General features: G+C 73.9%; 24 protein-coding genes. 18 read left to right on the top strand and 6 right to left on the bottom strand.

The window, feature by feature from the left end:
• Window positions 1–14: 14 nt before the first annotated feature.
• From mobF to ABKW28_RS09435, 3 genes are all read left to right on the top strand, one after another.
• Window positions 15–2231: a MobF family relaxase gene (mobF, locus tag ABKW28_RS09445; RefSeq protein WP_348608660.1), complete on the top strand. Its 2217-nt coding sequence runs from the start codon at window positions 15–17 to the stop codon at window positions 2229–2231.
• Window positions 2232–2350: 119 nt separating this feature from the next.
• Window positions 2351–2770, top strand: a complete 420-nt coding sequence (locus ABKW28_RS09440; protein WP_348608658.1) for an anti-sigma factor — start codon at window positions 2351–2353, stop codon at window positions 2768–2770.
• A 3-nt stretch (window positions 2771–2773) separates the two neighbouring features.
• Window positions 2774–3646 (top strand): RNA polymerase sigma factor SigF, encoded by an 873-nt coding sequence (locus ABKW28_RS09435; RefSeq protein ID WP_348608655.1) that lies wholly within the window; start codon window positions 2774–2776, stop codon window positions 3644–3646.
• A 7-nt stretch (window positions 3647–3653) separates the two neighbouring features.
• Here ABKW28_RS09435 and ABKW28_RS09430 read toward each other — a convergent pair whose 3' ends face one another.
• On the bottom strand, window positions 3654–4049 hold the full coding sequence (locus ABKW28_RS09430) for a hypothetical protein (protein WP_348608653.1): 396 nt from the start codon (window positions 4047–4049) through the stop codon (window positions 3654–3656).
• Between the two features lie 242 nt (window positions 4050–4291).
• Between ABKW28_RS09430 and ABKW28_RS09425 the strand changes: the two genes are divergently transcribed.
• On the top strand, window positions 4292–4543 hold the full coding sequence (locus tag ABKW28_RS09425; protein ID WP_068113543.1) for a WhiB family transcriptional regulator: 252 nt from the start codon (window positions 4292–4294) through the stop codon (window positions 4541–4543).
• 19 nt (window positions 4544–4562) lie between these two features.
• Here ABKW28_RS09425 and ABKW28_RS09420 read toward each other — a convergent pair whose 3' ends face one another.
• Complete coding sequence (locus ABKW28_RS09420; protein ID WP_348608647.1) at window positions 4563–6041, bottom strand: histidine kinase N-terminal domain-containing protein; 1479 nt, start codon at window positions 6039–6041, stop codon at window positions 4563–4565.
• 89 nt (window positions 6042–6130) lie between these two features.
• Here ABKW28_RS09420 and ABKW28_RS09415 point away from each other — a divergent pair, with 89 nt between their 5' ends.
• The 4 genes from ABKW28_RS09415 to ABKW28_RS09400 are packed head-to-tail and all read left to right on the top strand — an operon-like array spanning window position 6131 to window position 9598.
• Window positions 6131–6982 (top strand): DUF2785 domain-containing protein, encoded by an 852-nt coding sequence (locus ABKW28_RS09415; protein WP_341231080.1) that lies wholly within the window; start codon window positions 6131–6133, stop codon window positions 6980–6982.
• A 38-nt stretch (window positions 6983–7020) separates the two neighbouring features.
• Window positions 7021–8733, top strand: a complete 1713-nt coding sequence (locus ABKW28_RS09410) for an acetolactate synthase (RefSeq protein ID WP_348608644.1) — start codon at window positions 7021–7023, stop codon at window positions 8731–8733.
• Window positions 8734–8735: 2 nt separating this feature from the next.
• Window positions 8736–9221: a GNAT family N-acetyltransferase gene (locus tag ABKW28_RS09405; RefSeq protein ID WP_341231078.1), complete on the top strand. Its 486-nt coding sequence runs from the start codon at window positions 8736–8738 to the stop codon at window positions 9219–9221.
• Window positions 9222–9229: 8 nt separating this feature from the next.
• A complete protein-coding gene (locus ABKW28_RS09400) occupies window positions 9230–9598 on the top strand; it encodes a hotdog domain-containing protein (protein WP_348608642.1) in 369 nt (122 codons plus the stop codon).
• A gap of 258 nt (window positions 9599–9856) precedes the next feature.
• On the opposite strand, the gene rsrA is transcribed toward ABKW28_RS09400, so the two are convergent.
• From rsrA to ABKW28_RS09380, 4 genes are all read right to left on the bottom strand, one after another.
• The gene (rsrA, locus tag ABKW28_RS09395) at window positions 9857–10171 is read right to left on the bottom strand and encodes a mycothiol system anti-sigma-R factor (protein WP_348608639.1); all 315 of its coding nucleotides are present in this window, start codon (window positions 10169–10171) and stop codon (window positions 9857–9859) included.
• A complete protein-coding gene (locus ABKW28_RS09390) occupies window positions 10168–10851 on the bottom strand; it encodes a sigma-70 family RNA polymerase sigma factor (RefSeq protein WP_227491277.1) in 684 nt (227 codons plus the stop codon). The genes rsrA and ABKW28_RS09390 overlap by 4 nt, the downstream gene beginning before the upstream one ends.
• Before the next feature lie 100 nt (window positions 10852–10951).
• Window positions 10952–11638 (bottom strand): alpha/beta family hydrolase, encoded by a 687-nt coding sequence (locus tag ABKW28_RS09385; protein WP_348608637.1) that lies wholly within the window; start codon window positions 11636–11638, stop codon window positions 10952–10954.
• Window positions 11635–12489, bottom strand: a complete 855-nt coding sequence (locus ABKW28_RS09380) for an SOS response-associated peptidase (RefSeq protein ID WP_348608634.1) — start codon at window positions 12487–12489, stop codon at window positions 11635–11637. Before ABKW28_RS09380 ends, ABKW28_RS09385 begins: the two co-directional genes overlap by 4 nt.
• Window positions 12490–12562: 73 nt before the next feature.
• On the opposite strand from ABKW28_RS09380, the gene ABKW28_RS09375 reads away from it, so the two are divergent.
• From ABKW28_RS09375 to ABKW28_RS09330, 10 genes are all read left to right on the top strand, one after another.
• Window positions 12563–13102, top strand: a complete 540-nt coding sequence (locus ABKW28_RS09375; RefSeq protein WP_193667564.1) for a DoxX family membrane protein — start codon at window positions 12563–12565, stop codon at window positions 13100–13102.
• Between the two features lie 47 nt (window positions 13103–13149).
• Entirely contained in the window at window positions 13150–14490 is a 1341-nt protein-coding gene (gene aroA, locus ABKW28_RS09370) for a 3-phosphoshikimate 1-carboxyvinyltransferase (RefSeq protein ID WP_348608631.1), read from the top strand.
• A gap of 7 nt (window positions 14491–14497) precedes the next feature.
• Window positions 14498–15517, top strand: a complete 1020-nt coding sequence (gene rsgA / locus ABKW28_RS09365; RefSeq protein WP_193667566.1) for a ribosome small subunit-dependent GTPase A — start codon at window positions 14498–14500, stop codon at window positions 15515–15517.
• A 9-nt stretch (window positions 15518–15526) separates the two neighbouring features.
• The gene (locus tag ABKW28_RS09360) at window positions 15527–16423 is read left to right on the top strand and encodes an inositol monophosphatase family protein (protein ID WP_193667567.1); all 897 of its coding nucleotides are present in this window, start codon (window positions 15527–15529) and stop codon (window positions 16421–16423) included.
• A 112-nt stretch (window positions 16424–16535) separates the two neighbouring features.
• Complete coding sequence (locus ABKW28_RS09355; protein WP_193667568.1) at window positions 16536–16967, top strand: CBS domain-containing protein; 432 nt, start codon at window positions 16536–16538, stop codon at window positions 16965–16967.
• A gap of 47 nt (window positions 16968–17014) precedes the next feature.
• Window positions 17015–17413: a metalloregulator ArsR/SmtB family transcription factor gene (locus ABKW28_RS09350; RefSeq protein WP_348608628.1), complete on the top strand. Its 399-nt coding sequence runs from the start codon at window positions 17015–17017 to the stop codon at window positions 17411–17413.
• On the top strand, window positions 17410–18498 hold the full coding sequence (arsB, locus tag ABKW28_RS09345) for an ACR3 family arsenite efflux transporter (RefSeq protein ID WP_348608625.1): 1089 nt from the start codon (window positions 17410–17412) through the stop codon (window positions 18496–18498). The genes ABKW28_RS09350 and arsB overlap by 4 nt, the downstream gene beginning before the upstream one ends.
• 45 nt (window positions 18499–18543) lie before the next feature.
• Window positions 18544–19437: a DICT sensory domain-containing protein gene (locus tag ABKW28_RS09340; protein WP_348608622.1), complete on the top strand. Its 894-nt coding sequence runs from the start codon at window positions 18544–18546 to the stop codon at window positions 19435–19437.
• Window positions 19434–20726, top strand: coding sequence for an NAD(P)/FAD-dependent oxidoreductase (locus ABKW28_RS09335; protein WP_348608619.1), 1293 nt, complete (start codon window positions 19434–19436; stop codon window positions 20724–20726). Before ABKW28_RS09340 ends, ABKW28_RS09335 begins: the two co-directional genes overlap by 4 nt.
• A gap of 10 nt (window positions 20727–20736) precedes the next feature.
• Window positions 20737–21171 (top strand): hypothetical protein, encoded by a 435-nt coding sequence (locus ABKW28_RS09330; RefSeq protein WP_348608616.1) that lies wholly within the window; start codon window positions 20737–20739, stop codon window positions 21169–21171.
• Window position 21172: the final 1 nt, after the last annotated feature.

Raw genomic sequence — 21172 nt, 5'->3', positions numbered from 1 at the left:
CCTCTGTGTAGGTGATGAGCCTGCACAAGCTGACCGCTGGAGACGGGTACACGTACCTGACGCGGCAGGTGGCAGTCCAGGACGCCACCGATCGCGGGGCCAGTGGGCTGGCGGAGTACTACGCCGAGAAGGGCGAGTCGCCGGGACGGTGGTGGGGCTCAGGAATGACTGCGCTTGACGTCCCGGTTGGATCGACAGTCAGCGAAGCCCAGATGAAACGACTCTTCGGTGAGGGACGGCACCCGGACGCAGGTTCGCTCGGTCGCGCTCCGGACGGAGACAAGCTGGCGGCCAGCGTCGTTGACCGAACGGCGCGACTTGGGCAGCCCTTCAGGGTGACAACGGGGGCGACGGACTTCACCCGAAGGTTGGCGCGGCTGTTCGTTGACTACAACGGCGCACGGGGCATCGGGGGGTCGGAGCCGATTCCTCCGGGTGCACGGGCGCGACTTCGTACTGAGCTCGCCGACGAGATCTTCGTTGAGCAGCATGGGCGGCCTCCTGCCGACGCCCGCGAGCGCCACGGCTTCATCACTCGTGAGTCGAGGCAGCGGACCTGCTCGGTGGCGGGGTTCGACCTGACGTTCACCCCGGTCAAGTCGGTCTCCGTAGTGTGGGCGCTCGCGTCCCCTGACGTCGCCCACGAGGTCGAGGCGGCTCACGCGGCGGCAGTCCAGAGCACACTGTCGTGGCTGGAGCAGAACGCCCTGTTCACCCGGCGCGGCCACAACGGCGTCCAGCAAGTCCCCGCCCAAGGACTCATCGCGGCGGTCTTCACCCATCGCGACAGTCGCGCTGGCGATCCGAACCTCCACACCCACGTCGCGGTCAGCAACAAGGTGCAGGACTCGTCCGGGCACTGGCTGGCAATCGACGCACGGATCCTCTACAAGGCCAATGTCAGCCTGTCCGAGCGCTACAATACGCGTCTGGAGGCAGAGCTGACCACCCGTCTGGGTCTGCGTTTCGAAGCCGCGACCCGGGACAGCCGTGAGCTCCGACCTGTGCGAGAGGTCGTAGGCGTCGACTCTCGGCTCATGCAGATGTGGTCGCGTCGTCGCAGCGACATCAAGACAAGCCTGTCGTCGCTGACGGCTGGCTTTCAGGACACGCACGGCCGTCCTCCGTCCCCTTCCGAGGCGCTCGCCCTGGCGCAGCAGGCGAACCTGGAGTCCCGCCAGGCCAAGCACGAACCGCGCGCCGAAGCCGAACAGCGTCACGGGTGGGCCAGGCAAGCTGGGCAAGTCCTGGGCTCGCGAGCCGCGGTCAGCCGCATGGTGGCGCAGGCCGTTGGTGGCCGCATCAGCGGAGTCGAAGTTAGTACCTCTCCACAGTGGGTGGCGCGCACCGCTCGCGAGGTGGTGGGAGTCCTGGAAGGCAGCCGCGCCACGTGGCAGGTCTGGCACGTGCACGCCGAGGCTGAACGCCAGGCCCGGTATGCCGACATACCACTGGCGCGCTTGGACGCAGCGGTTGGGGCGCTCACATCGCGTGTCCTCGACGCCGAATCAATCGCGCTGCCCGATCCCGATCCGAGCCATAGAAACGGGCTCACCCCTCGGGCGCTGCGCCGCCGTGATGGGGCACCGGTTCACAGCGTGCACGGCGCCGCTCGGTACACGTCCCGCCGCATCCTGGAGGCGGAGAGGACCATCCTCGACGCGGCCAGCCAAAGCGATGGGCCGGCCGTCTCAGCGGAGCGGGCGCGGGCGTTCATGGAGGCTAGAGCCGCTTCTGCCGGGCGTCCGCGCCTTTCGCGCGAGCAGCAGGCACTTGTCGCCCGACTCGGCATGACGCCGCAGCCGGTGCAGGTCGCGTTGGCACCAGCGGGCTCCGGCAAGACCGTCTGCATGCGCGCGCTGGCTGATCTGTGGCAGTCCAACGGCGGCACGGTGGTCGGTCTGGCTCCCTCGGCCGCAGCAGCGCAGCAGCTCCGGTTGGCACTCGGTGATGACGCCCCAGACGGCGCCAAAGTCGAGTACCAGACTCGCCATGTTCCCGCCTGTGACACGTTGGCCAAGCTCGCTCGGGCGGTGACGCACCCCAAGGATGCGCCCGCGTGGATGTCGTCGATCGACGCCTCGACCATGGTGATCGTCGACGAGGCCGCGATGGCCGGCACCCTGGAACTCGCAGCGGTGGTGCGCCTGGTCGTCGAGCGCGGCGGTTGTGCCCGTCTCGTTGGCGACGATCGGCAGCTGGCCGGGTCGCCGTCGGCGACCACGCGCTGAGGCGTTTGCGGGGGCCGTTCCCGGGGTAGCACCCCGGGGCCGGCCCCTGTGCCGTCGCCCCACGTCCGCGCGGGCCCACTAAGGTGCCTGCGACCACCATCTCCTCGAGGACGGCCCCCATGTCTGCCACCACTGCGACGACCGGTCCGGTCGCGGACCGACCCGACGTCGAGATCCGCCTGCCCGCGGACGGCGCCTACGTCTCGGTGCTGCGCACGACCACCGCCGGCCTGGCGGCCCGCCTCGACTTCACCATCGACGACATCGAGGACCTGCGCATCGCCGTCGGCGAGGCCTGCGCGATGGTGCTGCCCGAGGCCGACGCGCAGTCCGACCTCGTCGGGCAGTTCCACCTGCGCCCCGGCGAGCTCACCGTCTCGGTGGCCGTGACCGCCGCCGCGCCCTCCGCGCCCGACTACGACAGCTTCGCCTGGCAGGTGCTCACCACGCTGGCCGACGCCGCCACGGTGGGCAGCAACGAGGGACGCTTCGTGGTCACCATGGTGATGCACCCGACCGCCCTCGGCGAGGGCAGGTAGCCCGTGCCCGCCTCCCTCCCCCCGGACCCGCCCGTCGCGGTGCCGACCCTGCTGCCGGGCGAGGCTCCCCCGGACCCGCCGGAGGACGACGACGCGACCCGGCGGCGCCTGGGCATCGAGCAGACCCGGCGCCGCAGCGCCGAGCTCTTCGCCGAGATGCGCCACGACGACGCCAGCGACACCACGCGCGAGGGTGCGCGCGACTCCCTGGTGCACCTGCACCTGCCGCTGGTCGAGCACTGTGCCCGGCGCTTCCGCAACCGTGGCGAGCCCTTCGAGGACCTGGTGCAGGTCGGGACGATCGGGCTGATCAAGTCGGTCGACCGCTTCGACCCCGAGCGGGGCGTGGAGTTCTCCACCTACGCCACGCCCACGATCATCGGCGAGATCAAGCGCTACTTCCGTGACAAGGGCTGGGCGATCCGGGTGCCGCGCCGGCTCCAGGAGCTGCGGATGCAGATCGGCAGCGCGACCGCCGAGCTGACCCAGTCGCTGGGCCGCTCCCCCACCGCGAGCGAGCTGGCCGAGCGGGTCGGCTGCAGCGTCGAGGAGATCATCGAGGGCATCGAGTCCTCCAACGCCTACTCGACCCTCTCCCTCGACGCCACCGACGACTCCGACGACGGCACGGCCTCGATGCTCGACGCGCTCGGTGCCGACGACGCCGGGCTCGAGCACGTCGAGATCCGCGAGTCCCTCAAGCCGCTGCTCGACCGCCTCGAGCCCCGCGAGAAGCGGATCCTGCTGCTGCGCTTCTTCAAGAACCAGACCCAGTCGCAGATCGCCGAGGAGATCGGGGTCTCGCAGATGCACGTCTCCCGGCTGCTCAGCCGCACCCTCGACCAGCTGCGCGCCTCCCTCGAGACCCCGGACTGAGGCTCGGCTACCGGGCCGGCTCGTCGCCCAGCGCCCGCATCGACTCGGGGTGGACCAGCCCCGCGATCGCCACCCCGCTGGTGACGGCCAGGACGACCACGACCCCCCAGGCGCCGCGGAAGCTGAAGGCCAGGCCCAGCCCGATGAGCTGGGCCAGCAGCACGGGACCCCGGGCCCAGGTGGCCAGCCGGGTCAGGGCGCCGGCGCACAGCAGCAGCAGCAGCCCGAAGAGCGCGAAGAAGGCCGCGGTGGTCGTGCCGAGGGCCAGCCGCTCGCTCGACAGGCTGGCCAGCTCGGCCGCGGCGAGCAGCAGGAGGACCAGCCCCTGCACCGCGCCGATCGATGCGGCGACCAGCAGCGGTGCCGGTGCGCGGTGACGGTCGGGGCTCGTCTCGGTGTCCACGTCGACGAGCGTAGAGTGCCCCGCCGAGGCCCGATGTCCCCCCTGCTTGGCAAATTGTGGCCGCTGTGACGTAGGAGACCCGACTCCTTGCGGCGTTGGGGGTTGTTTAACGGTCCAATCGTTGGGACGCTGGTCGCTGCGCTCGTCGTCGTCGCGTGCACCTTCGCGTGCCCAACGCCGCAGCCTCGCAGGCCCTGCCACCCCTGGCCTGCACGACGTACAGAAAGAGGGACACCCCAGCCATGGATTGGCGCCACCGTTCGGCCTGCCTCGACGAGGACCCTGAGCTGTTCTTCCCCATCGGCAACACCGGCCCGGCCATCCTCCAGATCGAGGAGGCCAAGCAGGTCTGCCGACGCTGCGACGTGCGCGAGCTGTGCCTGCAGTGGGCCCTCGAGGCCGGCCAGGACCACGGCGTGTGGGGCGGTCTGAGCGAGGACGAGCGCCGCGCGCTCAAGCGCCGCAACGCCCGCGCCCGGGTGCGCACCGCCTGAGGCAGGACCCGCACCACGGCTAGTCCAGCGGCAGGTCGATGTCGACGCGGGTGCCGGGGCCGTGCGGCACCTGGCCCAGCGCCAGGTGGCCCCCGAGCTCGGACTCCACGAGCGTGCGCACGATCGAGAGGCCCAGGCTCGTGGACCCCGCCAGGTCGAAGCCGGCCGGCAGCCCGTGGCCGTCGTCGTCGACGGTCAGGTGCAGGCTCGACCCGGGCCGTTGCACGCGCACCGTCACCGTGCCCTCGCGAGCGTCGTCGACACCCGCGTCGTAGCCGTGCTCGACGGCGTTCTGCAGCACCTCGGTCAGCACCATCGACAATGCGGTGGCCGACTCCGAGGGCAACCGGCCGAACGCACCCTCGCGGCGCACCCGCACCCGGCCGGGGGCGGCGCTGACCTCGGTGACCATCTGGCCGAGCCGGTCGGCGATCTCGTCGAAGTCGACGTCCTCCTCGACGGCCTGGCTCAACGTCTCGTGCACGATGGCGATCGAGCCGACCCGCCGCACGGCCTCCTCGAGCGCCTCGCGGGCCTCGGGCGAGCCGATCCGGCGCGCCTGCAGGCGCAGCAGCGCGGCCACGGTCTGCAGGTTGTTCTTCACCCGGTGGTGGATCTCGCGGATCGTGGCGTCCTTGGTGATCAGCTCGCGGTCGCGCCGGCGCAGGTCGGTCACGTCGCGCACCAGCACCAGCGCGCCGAGGTGCTCGCGGTCCGAGCGCAGCGGGATCGACCGGGCGATCAGGGCGACGCCGTCGCCGCTGAGCTCGGTGTCGCGGTGCACCCGCCCGCCCATCACGGCGCTCAGCGTCTCCTCGTCGACGCGGCGCCGCGGCGGCACCAGCGACCGGGTCAGGTCGGGCAGCACGTGCCCCGCCAGGTCGCCCGAGAGCCCGAGCCGGCGGAAGACCGACTGGGCGTTGGGGCTGGCATAGACCACGCGCCCCGACGGGTCCACCCGCACGAACCCGTCGCCCACCCGCGGGGAGTCGGCGTGGTCGCTGCGCTGGCCCGGCGGCGGGAAGTGGCCCTGGGCGATCATCCGGGTCAGGTCGGCGGCCGACTGCAGGTAGGCCAGCTCGAGGCGGCTGGGGGTGCGCACGCCCAGCAGGTTGGTGTTGCGCGCCACCACCGCGACCACCCGGCCACGGCGACGCACCGGGATCGTCTCGACCCGCACCGGCACGTCGTCGCGCCACTCCGGGTCGCCCTCGCGCACCAGCCGGCCCTCGGCGTGGGCACGGTCCAGCAGCGGTCGCGAGCCGGCGGCCGCGAAGTCGCCCAGCACGTCGTCGACGTACGCCGTCGGGGCGGTCGTGGGCCGCATCTGACCGCCCGCCCAGAACCCCGAGCCGGTGCGGTCGGGCAGCCACAGCACCAGGTCGGCGAAGGAGAGGTCGGCGATGATCTGCCAGTCGGCCTGCAGCAGCTGGAGCCAGGCGACGTCGTCGTCGTCGAGGTCGGTGTGGGCGCGGACGAGCTCGGCGAACGACGACACGCCGACAGCGTAGTGCCGCGCGGTGGCGGGTCGCTGCGCCGACCGGTCCACAGGTGCGCCGGGGGGCGGGGTTTGGCAGGATGGGCGCCATGTCGGCGTCGTACTGGAACCAGGTGCTCGCCGACGGTCTGACGGTCCCCGAGGACCGTCCTCTCGGGGACCTCACAGCAGAGCTCACGCGCATGCTCGGCGACCCCGATCCAGGCCGTCGGGACGAGATCGCACTGCTCACCCTCACCGCGTGGATCGAGCGCGGCGTCTACGACGACCTGCTGGTCGGGCTGGGCGACGGGATGAGCGAGGGCCTGCGCGTCGGGGTCGAGACGCCGGGCACCGACGACGTCTTCCGCCGCGGCTGCTCGGCGCTGGTGCTCGCGCGGTGCCTGGAGCGCGCCAACGCCCACGGCCTCGTGGGCCAGCCCACCATCCTCGACTGGGGCGACCGGCTGGCGACCTGGCTGCTGCGCGAGCAGGACCTGCGCAGCCTGGTCGAGGGCAAGGGCTGGGCGCACGCCGTGGCGCGGGGCGCCGACGCCATCGGCGCCCTGGGCGGCTCGCCGCACCTGGGCGCGCCGGAGCTGACGGTGCTGCTCGACGTGCTGGCCGACCGGGTGCTGGCCGAGCCGCTGGCCGGGCAGCCCCCGCTCGACCACGGCGAGCTCGACCGTCTCGCGATCGCGACCCTGCAGCTGCTGCGCCGCGACCTGCTGCCGCTGTCGGTGCTCGAGCCCTGGGTCAACCGGGTCGCGGGCGCGGCGACCGAGGCGATGGCGGCGCCGGCGGGCCAGGACCCCTTCCCCCGCTGGAACCACGCCGAGGGCTTCCTGCGCGCGCTCTACGTGCAGCTCGCGCTGACCAGCCGGCCGCCGGCGGTCCGCGCCGACCTGGTGCTGGTGGTGGTCGACGCGCTGCGCCGCACCAACCACGCGTTCCTGGGCTGAGCACCCCTGGGTGAACACTCCTCGGTAACCTGCGTCACATGAGTGAGCAGACCACCGACCAGGGTGCCGACCGGCCCGCCGCCACCACCACCGCGCGCGCGGGCGAGGAGCTCACCGGCCACGCCGGCGTGCTGGCCACGGCCGCCGCGCGCGCCCACGGCGTCGAGACGATGTTCACCCTCTCCGGCGCCCACGTCTTCCCGATGTACGACGCCGCCGTCACCGCCGACCCGCCGATGCGCCTGCTCGACGTGCGCCACGAGCAGACCGCGGCCTTCGCCGCGGAGGCCACCGGCAAGCTCACCCGGGTGCCGGGGCTCGCGGTGCTGACCGCGGGACCGGGCGTCACCAACGGCGTCAGCGCCATCGCCCAGGCCCAGTTCAACGGCTCCCCCATGGTCGTCGTCGGCGGCCGCGCCCCGCAGAACCGCTGGGGCTCCGGCAGCCTCCAGGAGCTCGACCAGCCCCCGATCCTGGCGCCGGTCTCGAAGCTCGCTCGCACCCTGCCCACCGCCGGCGAGGTGATGGGCGGGATGGACGAGGCCTTCACGCTGGCCGGCTCCTCGCACCGCGGCCCGGTCTTCGTCGACGTGCCGATGGACGAGTTCTTCAACAGCGCCAGCGGCGTCGTCCCCGCCGGCGGCCCGCAGCGCGGCGCCGAGCCCGACTCCGACGCGATCGACACCATCGCCGGGCTGCTGGCCGCGGCCGAGCGCCCGGTGCTGGTGCTGGGCACCGACGTGTGGGCCGACCGCGCCGAGGAGGCCGCACTGCGCTTCGTCGAGGCCACCGGGATCCCGACCCTGACCAACGGGATGGGCCGCGGGCTCGTGCCCGGCGGGCACCCCCTGCTGGTGACCAAGGCCCGGGGCCAGGCGCTCGGCGGCGCCGACGTGGTCGTCGTCGTCGGCACCCCCCTCGACTTCCGCCTGGGCTACGGCGTCTTCGGCGGCAAGGACGGCGCCCCGGCCGCCCGGGTCGTGCACGTCGCCGACTCCCCCGCCCAGCTCTCCGGCCACGCCGAGCTCGCGGCCTCGGTCAGCGGCGACCTGACCAGCGTGCTCGACGGCCTGCTCGGCGCCCTCGAGCGCCGCGGCCAGACGTCGTACGCCGCGTGGGCGAGCAGCCTGCAGGAGACCGTCGCCGCCGCCGTCGAGCGCGACCGCGCGCTGCTCGGCGCGGAGGCCGACCCGATCCACCCCGCGCGCATCTACGGCGAGCTGGTGCCGCGCCTGGCCGACGACGCCGTGGTCATCGGCGACGGCGGCGACTTCGTGTCGTTCGCCGGCAAGTTCGTCGAGCCCAAGCGGCCCGGTGGCTGGCTCGACCCCGGCCCCTACGGCTGCCTGGGCGCCGGGCTGGGCGCCGCGATCGCCGCGCGCATCGCCCGGCCCTCCGCCCAGGTCGTGCTGCTGCTCGGCGACGGCGCGGCCGGCTTCTCGCTGATGGACGTCGACACGCTGGTGCGCCACGGCCTGCCCGTGGTGATGGTGATGGGCAACAACTCCGCGTGGGGCCTGGAGAAGGGCCCGATGCAGATGCTCTACGGCTACGACGTGGCCGCCGACCTGGCGCCACGCACGGCCTACCACGACGTGGTCAAGGCCCTCGGCGGCGCCGGCGAGAGCGTCACCGACCCGCGCCAGATCGGTCCCGCCCTCGACCGGGCCTTCGCCTCGGGCGTGCCCTACCTGGTCAACATCATCACCGACGTGGACGCGGCCTACCCGCGCGCCACCTTCGGCATCTGAGCGTGCGGATCCGCCTGGCCCGGCCCGACCAGCTGGTCGTGGTCGGCGACGTCACGGCGGCGGCGTACGCGCCGTTCCTGGACGGGCCCGACGACCCGTACGTCGCCCGGTTGCGCGACGCGGCCGCCCGCGCGGGCGAGGCCGAGCTGTGGGTGGCCTCGCCGGACGACTCCGACGAGGTGCTGGGCAGCGTCACCGACTGTCCTCCCGGCTCCCCGTGGCGCGAGGTCGCCGCCGACGGCGAGGGCGAGTTCCGCATGCTGTCGGTCGCGCCCGGCGCGCAGGGCCAGGGTGTCGGTGCGGCGCTGGTCGAGCACGTGCTCCAGCGCTGGCGAGAGCGCGGTGCCGGGGCCGTCGTGCTCTCGTCGCTGCGCGAGATGGCCGGCGCGCACCGCCTCTACGGCCGCCTCGGCTTCGAGCGGCTGCCCGAGCGGGACTGGCAGCCGGTCCCCGACGTCCACCTCATCTGCTTCCGGAGGCACCTGTGAACGACCCGATGCACGCCACGACCCACCACGAGGTGGACGACGACGACACCGCGCTCGCGGTGGGGTCGGGCTCGCTGCCCGTCCTCGGCACCCCGCGGCTGCTGGCGTGGTGCGAGGCCGCCACCTGCGCCGCGATCGACCCCTCGCTGCCCGACGGCTCGACCAGCGTCGGCACCCGGGTCGAGCTCGAGCACCGGGGCGCCAGCCCGGTCGGGGCCACCCTCGAGGTGACCGCGACCCTCACCCACGTCGACGGCCGGCTGCACCGCTTCTCGGTCGCTGCCCGGCACACCGGCGACTCGGGCGGCAAGGTCGTGGCCTCCGGCGAGGTGACCCGGGTGGTCGTCGACGCCGAGCGGTTCCTGGCCCGCCTCTGACCAGGACCGGTGGGGGTGATTTCGTGCCTCGGCCGGTCGTTTGAGAGACTGACCCTTGGCCCAGCCACGGGTCGACCGCGATTCGGAGGAGATCACCATGGGCAAGACCGGCCGCAAGCGCCGCGCTCGTCGCAAGAAGGGCGCCAACCACGGGAAGCGTCCCAACGCCTGACGACGGCGCACACGCTGAAAGAGCCCTCGGACCAGTGGTCCGAGGGCTCTTCGCACGTCCGGGGCTGCGGGCCCGACGCGCGGGCGTCAGCGCTCGGTGATCTCCACCTGCACCTGGCGCATGCGCATCATCACGCGCTCGCGCAGCTCGGCGGGAGCCGCCTCCGAGCAGGAGCGGGCGACGATCTGCTTGACGGTGCGCTGCAGGTCGTACTTCTCCAGGCACGGGTTGCAGGAGTCGAGGTGCAGACGCACGGCGTCGCAGTCGGAGGCGTCGAGCTCGTTGTCGAGGAAGTAGACGATGCGCTCGAGGAAGTCGACGCACTCCTCGGCCGACACCTCGTCGGGGTGCTCGTGGTCGTGGGGCCGGTCCTCGTGGGACGGGGTCTCGTTGCTGGTCATGACACCTCCCCCGGCACCGTCGAGGCGGGCAGCAGGTCGTTGCGACGCACGTGGTCGGAGAGCATGTCGCGCAGCTGGCGACGGCCGCGGTGCAGCCGCGACATCACCGTGCCGATGGGGGTGTCCATGATCTCGGCGATCTCCTTGTAGGCGAAGCCCTCGACGTCGGCGAGGTAGACCGCGAGGCGGAACTCCTCGGGCAGGCGCTGGAGGGCGTCCTTGACCTGCGAGTCGGGCAGGTGCTCGAGCGCCTCGGTCTCGGCGGACTTCAGCCCCGAGGAGGTGTGCGACTCGGCACGGTGCAGCTGCCAGTCCTCCACGTCCTCACCCATCGACTGCTGCGGCTGGCGCTGCTTCTTGCGATAGGTGTTGATGAAGGTGTTGGTCAGGATCCGGTACAGCCAGGCCTTCAGGTTCGTGCCGGGCTTGAACTGGTGGAAGGAGGAGTAGGCCTTCGCGAACGTCTCCTGCACCAGGTCCTCGGCGTCGGCGGGGTTGCGGGTCATCCGCATCGCCGCCGAGTAGAGCTGGTCGAGGAAGGGCAGGGCGTCGCGCTCGAAGCGCGAGGAGCGCTCGGCGTCGGTCTCCGTGTCGCGGTCGACGACCTCGGGGGTCGTCGAGGCGTCGTCAGGGGTCAGGTCCGCGGGCGCGGGGGCCGGGGACTCGGTGGTGTCGCTCATCGAGTCCCAGCCTAGCCGCGGTGCGGTCGGTTCCAGCAGGGCCATCACGCTGGGGGAACCAGCGGGGCCGCCCGGATGTTCCCGGCACCCGGGAGACGCCTCAGGAGCGGGAGCCGGGGCTGCTGCCGACCACGTCGCGCACCAGCCACTCCAGGGTCGTCTCGACGAGCACCGCGAGCGCCTCCTCCTGCGTCAGGTCGCCACGCTTGAGCACCGCGAAGCCGTGGTCGGCGCCGGGCACGACCGAGAGCACCACGTCGGCGGGCAGCTCGTCGGGGAACTCCTCGGGACGCCCCATCGCGTCGCGCTCGCCCTGCACGACCAGCGTGGGTACGCCGCACCCGGTGAGCTCGTCGAGCCGCGAGCGCTCGGGCCTGCCCGGCGGGTGCAGCGGGAAGGCCAGCGCCAGGCAGCCGACCGCGCCGAGGTCGTGCGCGCACCGGGTCGCCGAACGGGCCCCGGCGGAGCGTCCGCCGACCACGAGCGGCGTACCCGTCGGGTGCAGCGACGCCAGCGCCGCGGCCGCCGCCCGCAGGCCGTCGTCGAGGGTGGGCGGCGGCGAGGCGACCTTGCGCCCGGCGACGCGCCACGGCTGCTCGAAGCGCGCCACGGTGATGCCGTTGGGCGGCAGCGCGGCGGTGAGCGCCTCGAGGTCGCGGGTGTCGATGCCGACCCCGGCGCCGTGGCTGAGCAGCAGGCGGCAGCCCTCGTCGGCGGCCGGGGTGACGACCAGGCGGCCGGGGCCGTGGGGGGTCTCGACGGTGCAGGTGGGCTCGTCGCCGCTCATGGCGTCAACCCGGACCGCGCGGCCACGAGGTCGTCGGCGAGCTCGTCGGCGACGCCGTCGGGCAGGTCGTCGAGCGGCAGCGGCGTGACCAGCTCGGGACCGTTGTTGCGCACGTTGCTGACCAGCGGTGCGACCGGGTAGGCCTCGAGCCGCCCCGGGGCGGCGGGGCTGAGCAGCGCCGAGAGGTCGGCGGCGCCCGGGGCCCTGGTCGGGTCGAGCCACTGCGCCCACCGCTCGCGCTCGACCATCATCGGCATCCGGTCGTGGATGCGACCCAGCGCGTCCTCGGCCTCGGTGGTGATCACGGTGCAGGTCCAGCGGAACCGCTCGGGGTCGTCGTCGTCGCGGGTGGGGTCGCGCCAGATCTCGTAGAGGCCCGCCATCGCGAGCACCCCGCCGTCGGCGGGCCGGATGAAGAACGGCTGCTTGCGCGGCCGGCCGGCCGCGGTGGTCTGCGAGGTGGGGTACCACTCGTAGTAGCCGTCGGCGGGCAGCAGGCAGCGCCGCCGGGCGAAGGCCCGCTTGAAGGCCGGCTTCTCGGCCACGGTCTCGCTGCGTGCGTTGATCATCCGGTTGCCGATCGAGGGGTCCTTGGCCCACGACGGCACCAGGCCCCAGCGCAGCACCCGCAGCTGGCGCTCGGGCTCGGGGTCGGGGTCGGCCGCGTCAGCCCCGTCAGCCCCATCAGCCCCATCAGCACCGCGAGGGGGTCGCTGCACGACGGCGTAGACCTCCTTGGTGGGCGCGACGTTGTAGTCGGGCTCCAGCGGGGCCGCGATGCGCGGCTGGTCGATCTCGAACTCCTCGATGAGGTCCTCGGGCCGACGGCTCGAGGCGTACCTGCCGCACATGGCCTCCACCCTAGTCGCGCCCTCACCCCGGGAGGCGACCTCAGCGCCGGGCGGTTCGTGTAGACAGGGGCGCATGTCCTTGAGCCGCATGTTCGCCCGTCCCCTGATCGCCGCCGGGATCCTCTACGGCGCCCAGAACGCCCTGCGCCACACCGACGACCTGGCCCCCAAGGCCGCGGCGGTGACCGACAAGGTGGTCCCGGCCGCCAAGAAGGCCGTGCCGCAGGCCCGCGTCATCCCCGACGACCCGGCCACGCTGGTGCGCATCAACGCCGGCGTGCAGATCGCGGCCAGCCTCGCGCTGGCGACCGGGCGCGCGCCGCGCCTCTCGGCGGGGCTGCTGACCGCCTCGCTGGTGCCGACCACGATCGCCGGGCACGCCTTCTGGGCCGAGTCCGACCCCGACGCCAAGCGGACCCAGCAGATGGCCTTCTTCAAGAACCTCTCCATCATCGGCGGCCTGCTGATCACCTCCGGCGACACCGACGGGCGCCCCGGGGTGGCCTGGCGCGCCCGGCGGGCCGGCAAGGACGCGCGCCGCGAGGCCACGCACCTGGCGAGCGCGGCGAAGCACGAGGCACGGCTGGCCCGCGCCAAGTCCCCGATCGGCTGAGCACCGGGACCGACCGGGGCCCGAGCCGGGGTCGGTAGTCTTCGCGGGTGCCCGACGCTGCTGCCGACCTCCGCTCCGCCCCCTCCGAGCACTGGCCCGCGCCCCGGTCGAGGGGGCCGGTCACGGCGACCGTCTCGCTGCCCGGCAGCAAGTCGCTGACCAACCGGGCGCTGGTGCTGGCCGCCCTGGCCGACGGCCCGAGCGTCGTACGCCGGGCGCTGCGCTCGCGCGACACGACGCTGATGGCGCGCTCGCTGAGCGCGATGGGCGCCCACGTCGACACCGCCGCCGAGGACTGGCAGGTCACCCCCGGGGCGCTGCGCGGCCCCGCCCACGTCGACTGCGGCCTGGCCGGCACCGTGATGCGCTTCGTGCCGCCGGTCGCCGCCCTCGCCGAGGGTGAGGTCTCCTTCGACGGTGACCCCCACATGCGCAACCGCCCCGTCGGCGAGGTCCTCACCGCCCTGCGCGGCCTGGGCGTCGAGGTCGACGACGCCGGACGCGGCGCCCTGCCGTTCACGGTGCGCGGGCGCGGCTCGGTGCGCGGCGGCACGGTCGTGCTCGACGCCTCGGCCTCCTCGCAGTTCGTCTCGGCGCTGCTGCTGGCCGGGGCCCGCTACGACCACGGCGTCGACGTGCGCCACGACGGCAAGCCGGTGCCCTCGCAGCCGCACATCGACATGACCACCGCGATGCTGCGCAGGCACGGCGTCGAGGTCGACGACTCCTCGCCCAACCGCTGGTCGGTGGCCCCCGGCCCGGTGCGCGCCGTCGACCACCTCATCGAGCCCGACCTCTCCAACGCGGCGCCGTTCCTCGCGCTGGCCGCGGTCAGCGGCGGCACCGTGACGGTGCGCGACTGGCCCGCCAGCACCACCCAGGCCGGCGACGCGCTGCGCGAGATCCTGTCGCTCATGGGCTGCGAGGTCGCGATGGTCGACGTGCCCGACGCGACGTCGGGGCGCGGCCTGCGGGTCACCGGTCCCGACCGGCTGCAGGGCATCGACCACGACCTGCACGACGTGGGCGAGCTGGCGCCGGCGGTGACCGCCCTGTGCGCGCTGGCCGAGGGCCCCAGCCACCTGCGCGGCATCGCGCACATCCGTCACCACGAGACCGACCGGATCGCCGCGCTGGCCACCGAGCTGGGGGCCCTGGGCGCCGACGTGGTCGAGCAGCCCGACGGGCTGAGCCTGCGCCCCGCGCCGCTGCACGGCGGGCTCTTCCACACCTACGCCGACCACCGGATGGCGCACGCCGCGGTGATCGTCGGCGCGGGCGTCGACGGCGTCCTGGTCGAGGACGTCGCCACCACCGGCAAGACCTTCCCCGACTTCGCCGGCTTCTGGTCCCGGCTGCTGGGCCCGGCCGCGGACGAGCGGGGCTGAGGCGGCGGTGAGCCCGGTGCGCGGTCGCTACTCGACCCACGACCAGGAGCACTACGAGCGACCGCGCCGGCGCACCCGCCCCCGCACCAAGGAGCGACCCACCTACGACGACGCCCTCGACGGCCTGGTCGTCACCGTCGACCGCGGGCGCTACACGCTGCTGGTCGAGGAGCGCACCGTCACCGCGATGAAGGCCCGCCCGCTGGGGCGCAAGGCCGTCGTGGTCGGCGACCGGGTGCGCGTGGTGGGCGACACGACCGGCGACGACGGCTCCCTGGCCCGCATCGTCGAGGTGCACGAGCGCAGCACGGTGCTGCGGCGCACCGCCGACGACGACGACCCGGTCGAGCGGGTGATCGTCTCCAACGCCACCCAGCTGGTCGTGGTCACCGCACTGGCCGACCCCGAGCCGCGCCCGCGGCTGCTCGACCGCGCCCTCGTGGCGGCGTACGACGCCCGGATGGCGCCGCTGCTGTGCATGACCAAGTCGGACCTCGCCGACCCCGAGGTGCTGCTGTCCACCTACCGCTCGTTGGGGGTGCCCTGGGTGGTGACCCGGCGCGGCGGCGACCTCGACGAGCTGCGCGAGCGGCTGGCCGGGCAGGTCAGCGTGATGGTCGGGCACAGCGGCGTGGGCAAGTCGACCCTGGTCAACGCCCTGGTGCCCGACGCGCACCGCGAGGTCGGCCACGTCAACGCGGTCACCGGCCGCGGCCGGCACACCTCGACCTCGGCGTACATGCTGCGGCTGCCGCCGCTCCCGGGACGCTCCGAGGCCGAGGCGGGCTGGATCGTCGACACGCCCGGCATCCGCTCCTTCGGCCTGGCCCACGTCGAGCCCGAGCACCTCATCGAGGCCTTCCCCGACCTCGACGAGATGACCGAGGGCTGCCCGCGCGGCTGCACCCACGGCGAGGACGAGCCCGAGTGCGGGCTCGACGAGGCGGTCACCGCCGGCGAGGCCGACCCCGACCGGGTGACGTCCTTCCGGCGGCTGCTGGCCGCCCGCTCGGCCTCCGACCACTAGCCTGTGCTCGTGCCCTCCGACGCGACCCCTGCGCACGACTACACCGACGACCTGCGCCTGGCCCACCTGCTGGCCGACGACGCCGACTCGCTGAGCACCGCGCGCTTCAAGGCGCTCGACCTGCACGTGATGAGCAAGCCCGACCTCACGCCGGTCACCGACGCCGACCAGGCGGTCGAGGAGGCGATCCGGCGCACCCTGTCGCGGGTGCGCTCGCGCGACGCCGTGACCGGGGAGGAGCAGGGCACCACCGGCAACAGCCAGCGCCGCTGGATCGTCGACCCGATCGACGGCACCAAGAACTTCGTGCGCGGCGTCCCGGTGTGGGCGACCCTGATCTCGCTGGTCGTCGAGGACGAGGTGGTGCTCGGCGTCGTCTCCGCGCCGCAGCTGCAGCGGCGCTGGTGGGCCTCGTCCGGCAACGGCGCGTGGACCGGCCGCTCGCTGCTCAAGGCAACCCGCATGCAGGTCTCCGACGTGCGCCGCCTCGAGGACGCCTCGCTGTCCTACTCCTCGCTGTCGGGCTGGGACGAGCGCGGACGCCTCGACGACATGGTCGGGCTGATGCGCCGCTGCTGGCGCACCCGCGCCTACGGCGACTTCTGGTCCTACATGCTGGTGGCCGAGGGCGCTGTCGACATCGCCGCCGAGCCCGAGCTCGAGGTCTACGACATGGCCGCCCTCGACGTGATCGTGCGCGAGGCCGGGGGCCGCTTCACCAGCCTCGACGGCACCGACGGCCCGTTCGGCGGCAACGCCCTGGCCACCAACTCCCACCTGCACGAGGCGGCACTGACCTTCCTCGGCTCGCTGCCCGACGACCACGACGGCGGCGAGGACCCCGACTGGCCGCGCAGCGGCCCGGGCTCGGTCTCCCCGCTGCGGGGGCGCCGCGGCAGCGAGTAGCGCCGCCCCGGTCCACGACCTGGGCGGGTCCCGTGCGTGAGCGCGCTCACACTTGTACCGTCGAGGTAGCGGCCGCCGACGTCGGCGACCCCGGTCACGGAGGTGCAGGCACATGAGGATCGCGGACCTGTTGAGCGACAAGCACGGCGAGGGCGTCGTGACCATCTCCCCGGAGGCCGGCGTGCGCGAGCTCGTGGCGCTGCTCGCCGAGCACAACATCGGCGCGGTCGTCGTCAGCTCCGACGGCAGCGCGATCGAGGGCATCGTCAGCGAGCGCGACGTCGTGCGCCGCCTGGCCCAGGACGGCACGGTCGTCAACAACACCGTCGGCGCGATCATGACGCCGGTGGTCGAGTGCGCCGAGCCCGACACCGACCTCGACGCGGTGATGCAGCTGATGACGCAGCGCCGCATCCGGCACGTCCCTGTGCGCCAGGCCGGCGCCCTGGTGGGCATCGTGAGCATCGGCGACGTGGTCAAGCACAAGATCGACCAGCTCACCTTCGAGCGCGACCAGCTCGACTCCTACGTGCACCAGGCCTGACCCGCCCCGTTCACGCGCAAGACATCGACGCATGTCACTATTCATGCATGTCGATGTCCGGATGCGCCCCTGACGACCCCCTGGCCGGCTGCACCCCGCTGGCCCGCGAGCCGCTGAGCGCGGAGCAGGCCGTCGCCGTCGCGCCGATGCTCAAGGCCGTGGCCGACCCGGTGCGGCTGCGCCTGCTCTCGCTGGTGCTCTCGCACCAGGACGGCGAGGCGTGCGTCTGCGACCTGCAGCCGGCCTTCGACCTCTCCCAGCCCACCATCAGCCACCACCTCAAGGTGCTGCACGACGCCGGCCTGCTGCACCGCGAGAAGCGGGGCGTGTGGGTCTACTACCGGGTGCGGCCCGAGGCGATGCAGGCGTTCCTGACGCTCTTCGCCGCCGTCCCCGACCCGCTCGCCGGCGCGGCGAGCGCCACCACCGCAGGAGCACCGGCATGAGCACGACGCAGCAGTCCCCCGACACCGCGGTCGTGGGCCGGCTCTCGACCCTCGACCGGTTCCTGCCGGTGTGGATCCTGGTGGCCATGGCCGCGGGGCTGCTGCTGGGGCGCAGCGTCTCGGGGCTCGACGAGGCGCTGGCCCGGGTCGAGGTCGCCTCGGTCTCGCTGCCGATCGCGATCGGCCTGCTGGTGATGATGTACCCGGTGCTGGCCAAGGTGCGCTACGACGAGCTGGGCCACGTCACCGCCGACCGGCGCCTGCTGGTGGCCTCGATCGTGCTCAACTGGCTCGTCGGGCCGGCGCTGATGTTCGCGCTGGCCTGGCTGCTGCTCCCCGACCTCCCGGAGTACCGCACCGGCCTGATCATCGTCGGCCTCGCGCGCTGCATCGCGATGGTGCTGATCTGGAACGACCTGGCCTGCGGCGACCGCGAGGCCGCGGCGATCCTGGTGGCCATCAACTCCGTCTTCCAGATCGTCGCCTTCGCGGGCCTGGGCTGGTTCTACCTCGACGTGCTGCCCGGCTGGCTGGGCCTCGGCGACGAGGGCGTCGGCGGTGCCGACGGGGGCCTCGACGTCTCGGTCTGGTCGATCGCGGTCTCGGTGCTGATCTTCCTCGGCATCCCCCTGCTGGCCGGCTTCCTGACGCGCACGCTGGGCGAGCGGGCCAAGGGTCGCGAGTGGTACGAGGCCCGGCTGCTGCCGGCCATCGGCCCGTGGGCGCTCTACGGCCTGCTCTTCACCATCGTGGTGCTCTTCGCCCTGCAGGGCGACACGATCACCAGCCAGCCGCTCGACGTCGCCCGCATCGCGCTGCCGCTGCTGGCCTACTTCGCCCTGATGTGGGCGGGCTCCTTCGCCTTCGCGATGGCGCTGGGGATGACCTACGAGCGCACCACCACCCTCGCCTTCACCGCGGCCGGCAACAACTTCGAGCTGGCCATCGCGGTGGCGATCGGCGTCTTCGGCGTGACGTCGGGCCAGGCCCTGGCGGGCGTCGTGGGACCCCTGATCGAGGTCCCGGTGCTGGTGGCGCTGGTCTACGTGTCGCTGTGGGCGCGCAGGCGCTTCTTCGCCAGCTGACCTCCACAGTTTCCTCAACAGTCTGTTGAGTATTAGGCTCACGCCATGACGCAGCCGCCCGCCGCCCACGACGCCCGCCTGTCGATCGGCGACCTCGCCGACCAGACCGGCGTCTCCCCCGCCACGCTGCGCATGTGGGAGCAGCGCCACGGCTTCCCGGTGCCGCAGCGTCTCGAGAGCGGGCACCGGCGCTACCTCGAGACCGACGTCGACGCCGTACGCCGCGTGCTCGAGAGCCGCGACGCCGGCACCCGTCTCGACGTGGCCATCGAGCAGGCGGTGCGCGCGCTGCAGGCCGAGGCCGAGCCGCGCACCCCCTCGGTGTGGGCCGAGCTGCGCCGGCGGCACCCGCAGCTCGACACCCACCGGCTGACCAAGTCGACGCTGCTGGCGCTGTCGTGGGCGATCGAGGACGAGTTCGCCGCCCGCGCCGACCGCGCCCACCTCTTCGGGCTGTTCCAGGTGCAGCGCAACTTCGAGCGCGCCGAGCAGCGCTGGGACGAGCTGGCGAGGGTGGCCGCCTCGACGTACGTCTTCGCGGACTTCGACGGCGTGTCCGACCGCTCCACCAGCGACACGCGCCGCCCGGTGCGGGTGCCGCTGGCCGCCGACGCCCCGATGCGGCGGGAGTGGGCGGTGGTCGTCGACAGCGTCGACCTGCCCATCGCGCTGACGGCCTGGGAGCTGCCCGGCCAGGACGACGTCGCCAACCGCGACAAGGTCTTCGAGTCGGCCTGGACGGTCGAGCCGCGCGCGGTGCGCGACGCGGCGCGCGTGTGCGCCCGTGTGGCCGCCGACGCCGGCGCGCCCGGGGCCGCGGCCACGCTCTACCACCTCGCCGACGAGCCCGGGCCGGGCATGGCCGACCTGCGCTCGGTGACCACCCTGTTCAACCGGGTCGTCGCCTACGTCGACCGCGCGTCGCGCTCGCACGCGTGAGCGGGCCCGACGCCGCCGTCGACGTCGCGGTCGTGGGCGCCGGGCTGGCCGGCCTGCAGTGCGCCCGCGAGCTCGTCGGCGCGGGCCTCGACGTGGTGGTGCTCGAGGCCGCGGAGGCGGTCGGCGGCCGGGTGCGCTCCGAGCGGGTCGACGGGTTCACCGTCGACCGCGGCTTCCAGCTGCTCAACCCCGCCTACCCGGCGGTGCGCCGCTGGGTCGACACCACGGCGCTGGGCCTGCAACCCCTGCCGGCGGGGGTGGCCGCGCGTCTCGACCGCGGCACCGTGCGGGTCGCCGACCCCCGTCGCGAGCCACGGCTGCTGCCGGCGACGCTGCGCGGTGCGCTGCCGCTGCTGCGCAGCGCTCCGGCCGCGGCCCGGTGGGGCCGCCCACTGCTGACCCGCGACCACCGCGGGCTGGCTCGGCGGGCCGCCGCCACCCGGGCCGACCGGTCGCTGCACGCCGCCCTCGACGCCCACGGGGTGGGCGGCGACCTGCGCCGGGTGCTCGACGCGTTCCTGGCCGGGGTGGTGCTCGACGACAGCGGCGAGACCTCCGACCGCTTCGCGCTGCTGCTGACCCGCGCCTTCCTCGACGGCACGCCCTCGCTGCCCCGTGAGGGCATGCAGGCGCTGCCCGACCAGCTGGCCCGCGGGCTCGGTGCGCGGTTGCGGCTGGGCAGGGGAGTCCGCTCCCTGCACCACGACGACGACGGGGCGAGGCTGGAGACCGACGACGGGCCGCTGCGGGCCCGGGTCGCGGTGGTGGCCACCTCGGGGCCGGCCGCCTCCCGGCTCGTCGGCGAGGCCGCGTTGCCGACCCCTCGCACCCGCGGCGTGGTCACCCACTGGTGGGCGGTGCCGCCCGGCCCGGTCGAGCCCGGGCCGGGCCTGCTGCACGTCGACGCCCGCAGCCGTCGGAGCGGCCCGCTGGTCAACACCGCCGTGGTCTCGGCCGCGGCGCCGTCGTACGCACCGGCGGGCCGACACCTGGTGCAGGCCTCGGCCCTGTGGCGCCAGGACCGACCGGCACCCGACGAGACGACGATGCGTCGCCACGCCGCCGAGCTCCTCGGGGCCGGCGGGTCGGGCTGGGAGACGGTGGCGCGCCACGAGGTGCGCGACGCCCTGCCCGCGCAGCCCGCTCCCCTGGCGCACCGCCAGGAGCAGGTGCTCGGCCCCTCGCTGGTGGTCTGCGGCGACCACCGCGACACGGCCTCGCTGCAGGGTGCGCTGGTCAGCGGCCACCGCGCCGCCGCTGCGGTGCGCCGGCTGGTCGGCGCCCGGTGAGGCACTCCCGTTGAGCGCGGCGAGCGCGCCCGAGGTGGTGCTGGCCCTGGTGGCGAGCGCACACCTGGGCTTCCAGGCCACGGTCACCGTGCTGGTCTACCCGGCGCTGGCCGGGCTGGCCGGGCTGGCCGACGAGCCGACGTGGGCCCGGGCGCACACGTCGCACAGCCGCCGCATCACGCCGCTCGTAGCGGTGCTCTACCCCGCGCTCGTGCTGAGCGGGGCGTGGCTGGTCGTCGACGGTCCGGGAGCCGCGGGGTGGACGGCCCTGGTGGGGGTGACGGTGGCGATCGGTGCGACCGCCGTGTCGGCCGCACCCACGCACGGACGGCTGGGCCGCGAGGGCCCCGCCCCCGCGCTCGTACGCCGCCTGCTGCTGGCCGACCGGGTCCGCCTGGCCGGGGCCGTGGTGGCCGCCCTGGGGGCGGCCGCCGTCGCGCTCTGAC

Origin of the sequence: Nocardioides sp. 31GB23, assembly GCF_040012395.1 — a bacterium.
In the GTDB taxonomy this organism is placed as follows: domain Bacteria; phylum Actinomycetota; class Actinomycetes; order Propionibacteriales; family Nocardioidaceae; genus Nocardioides; species Nocardioides salarius.
Note: the sequence above shows the minus strand (reverse complement) of the source record. Positions and strands in the feature narration are given on the sequence as shown.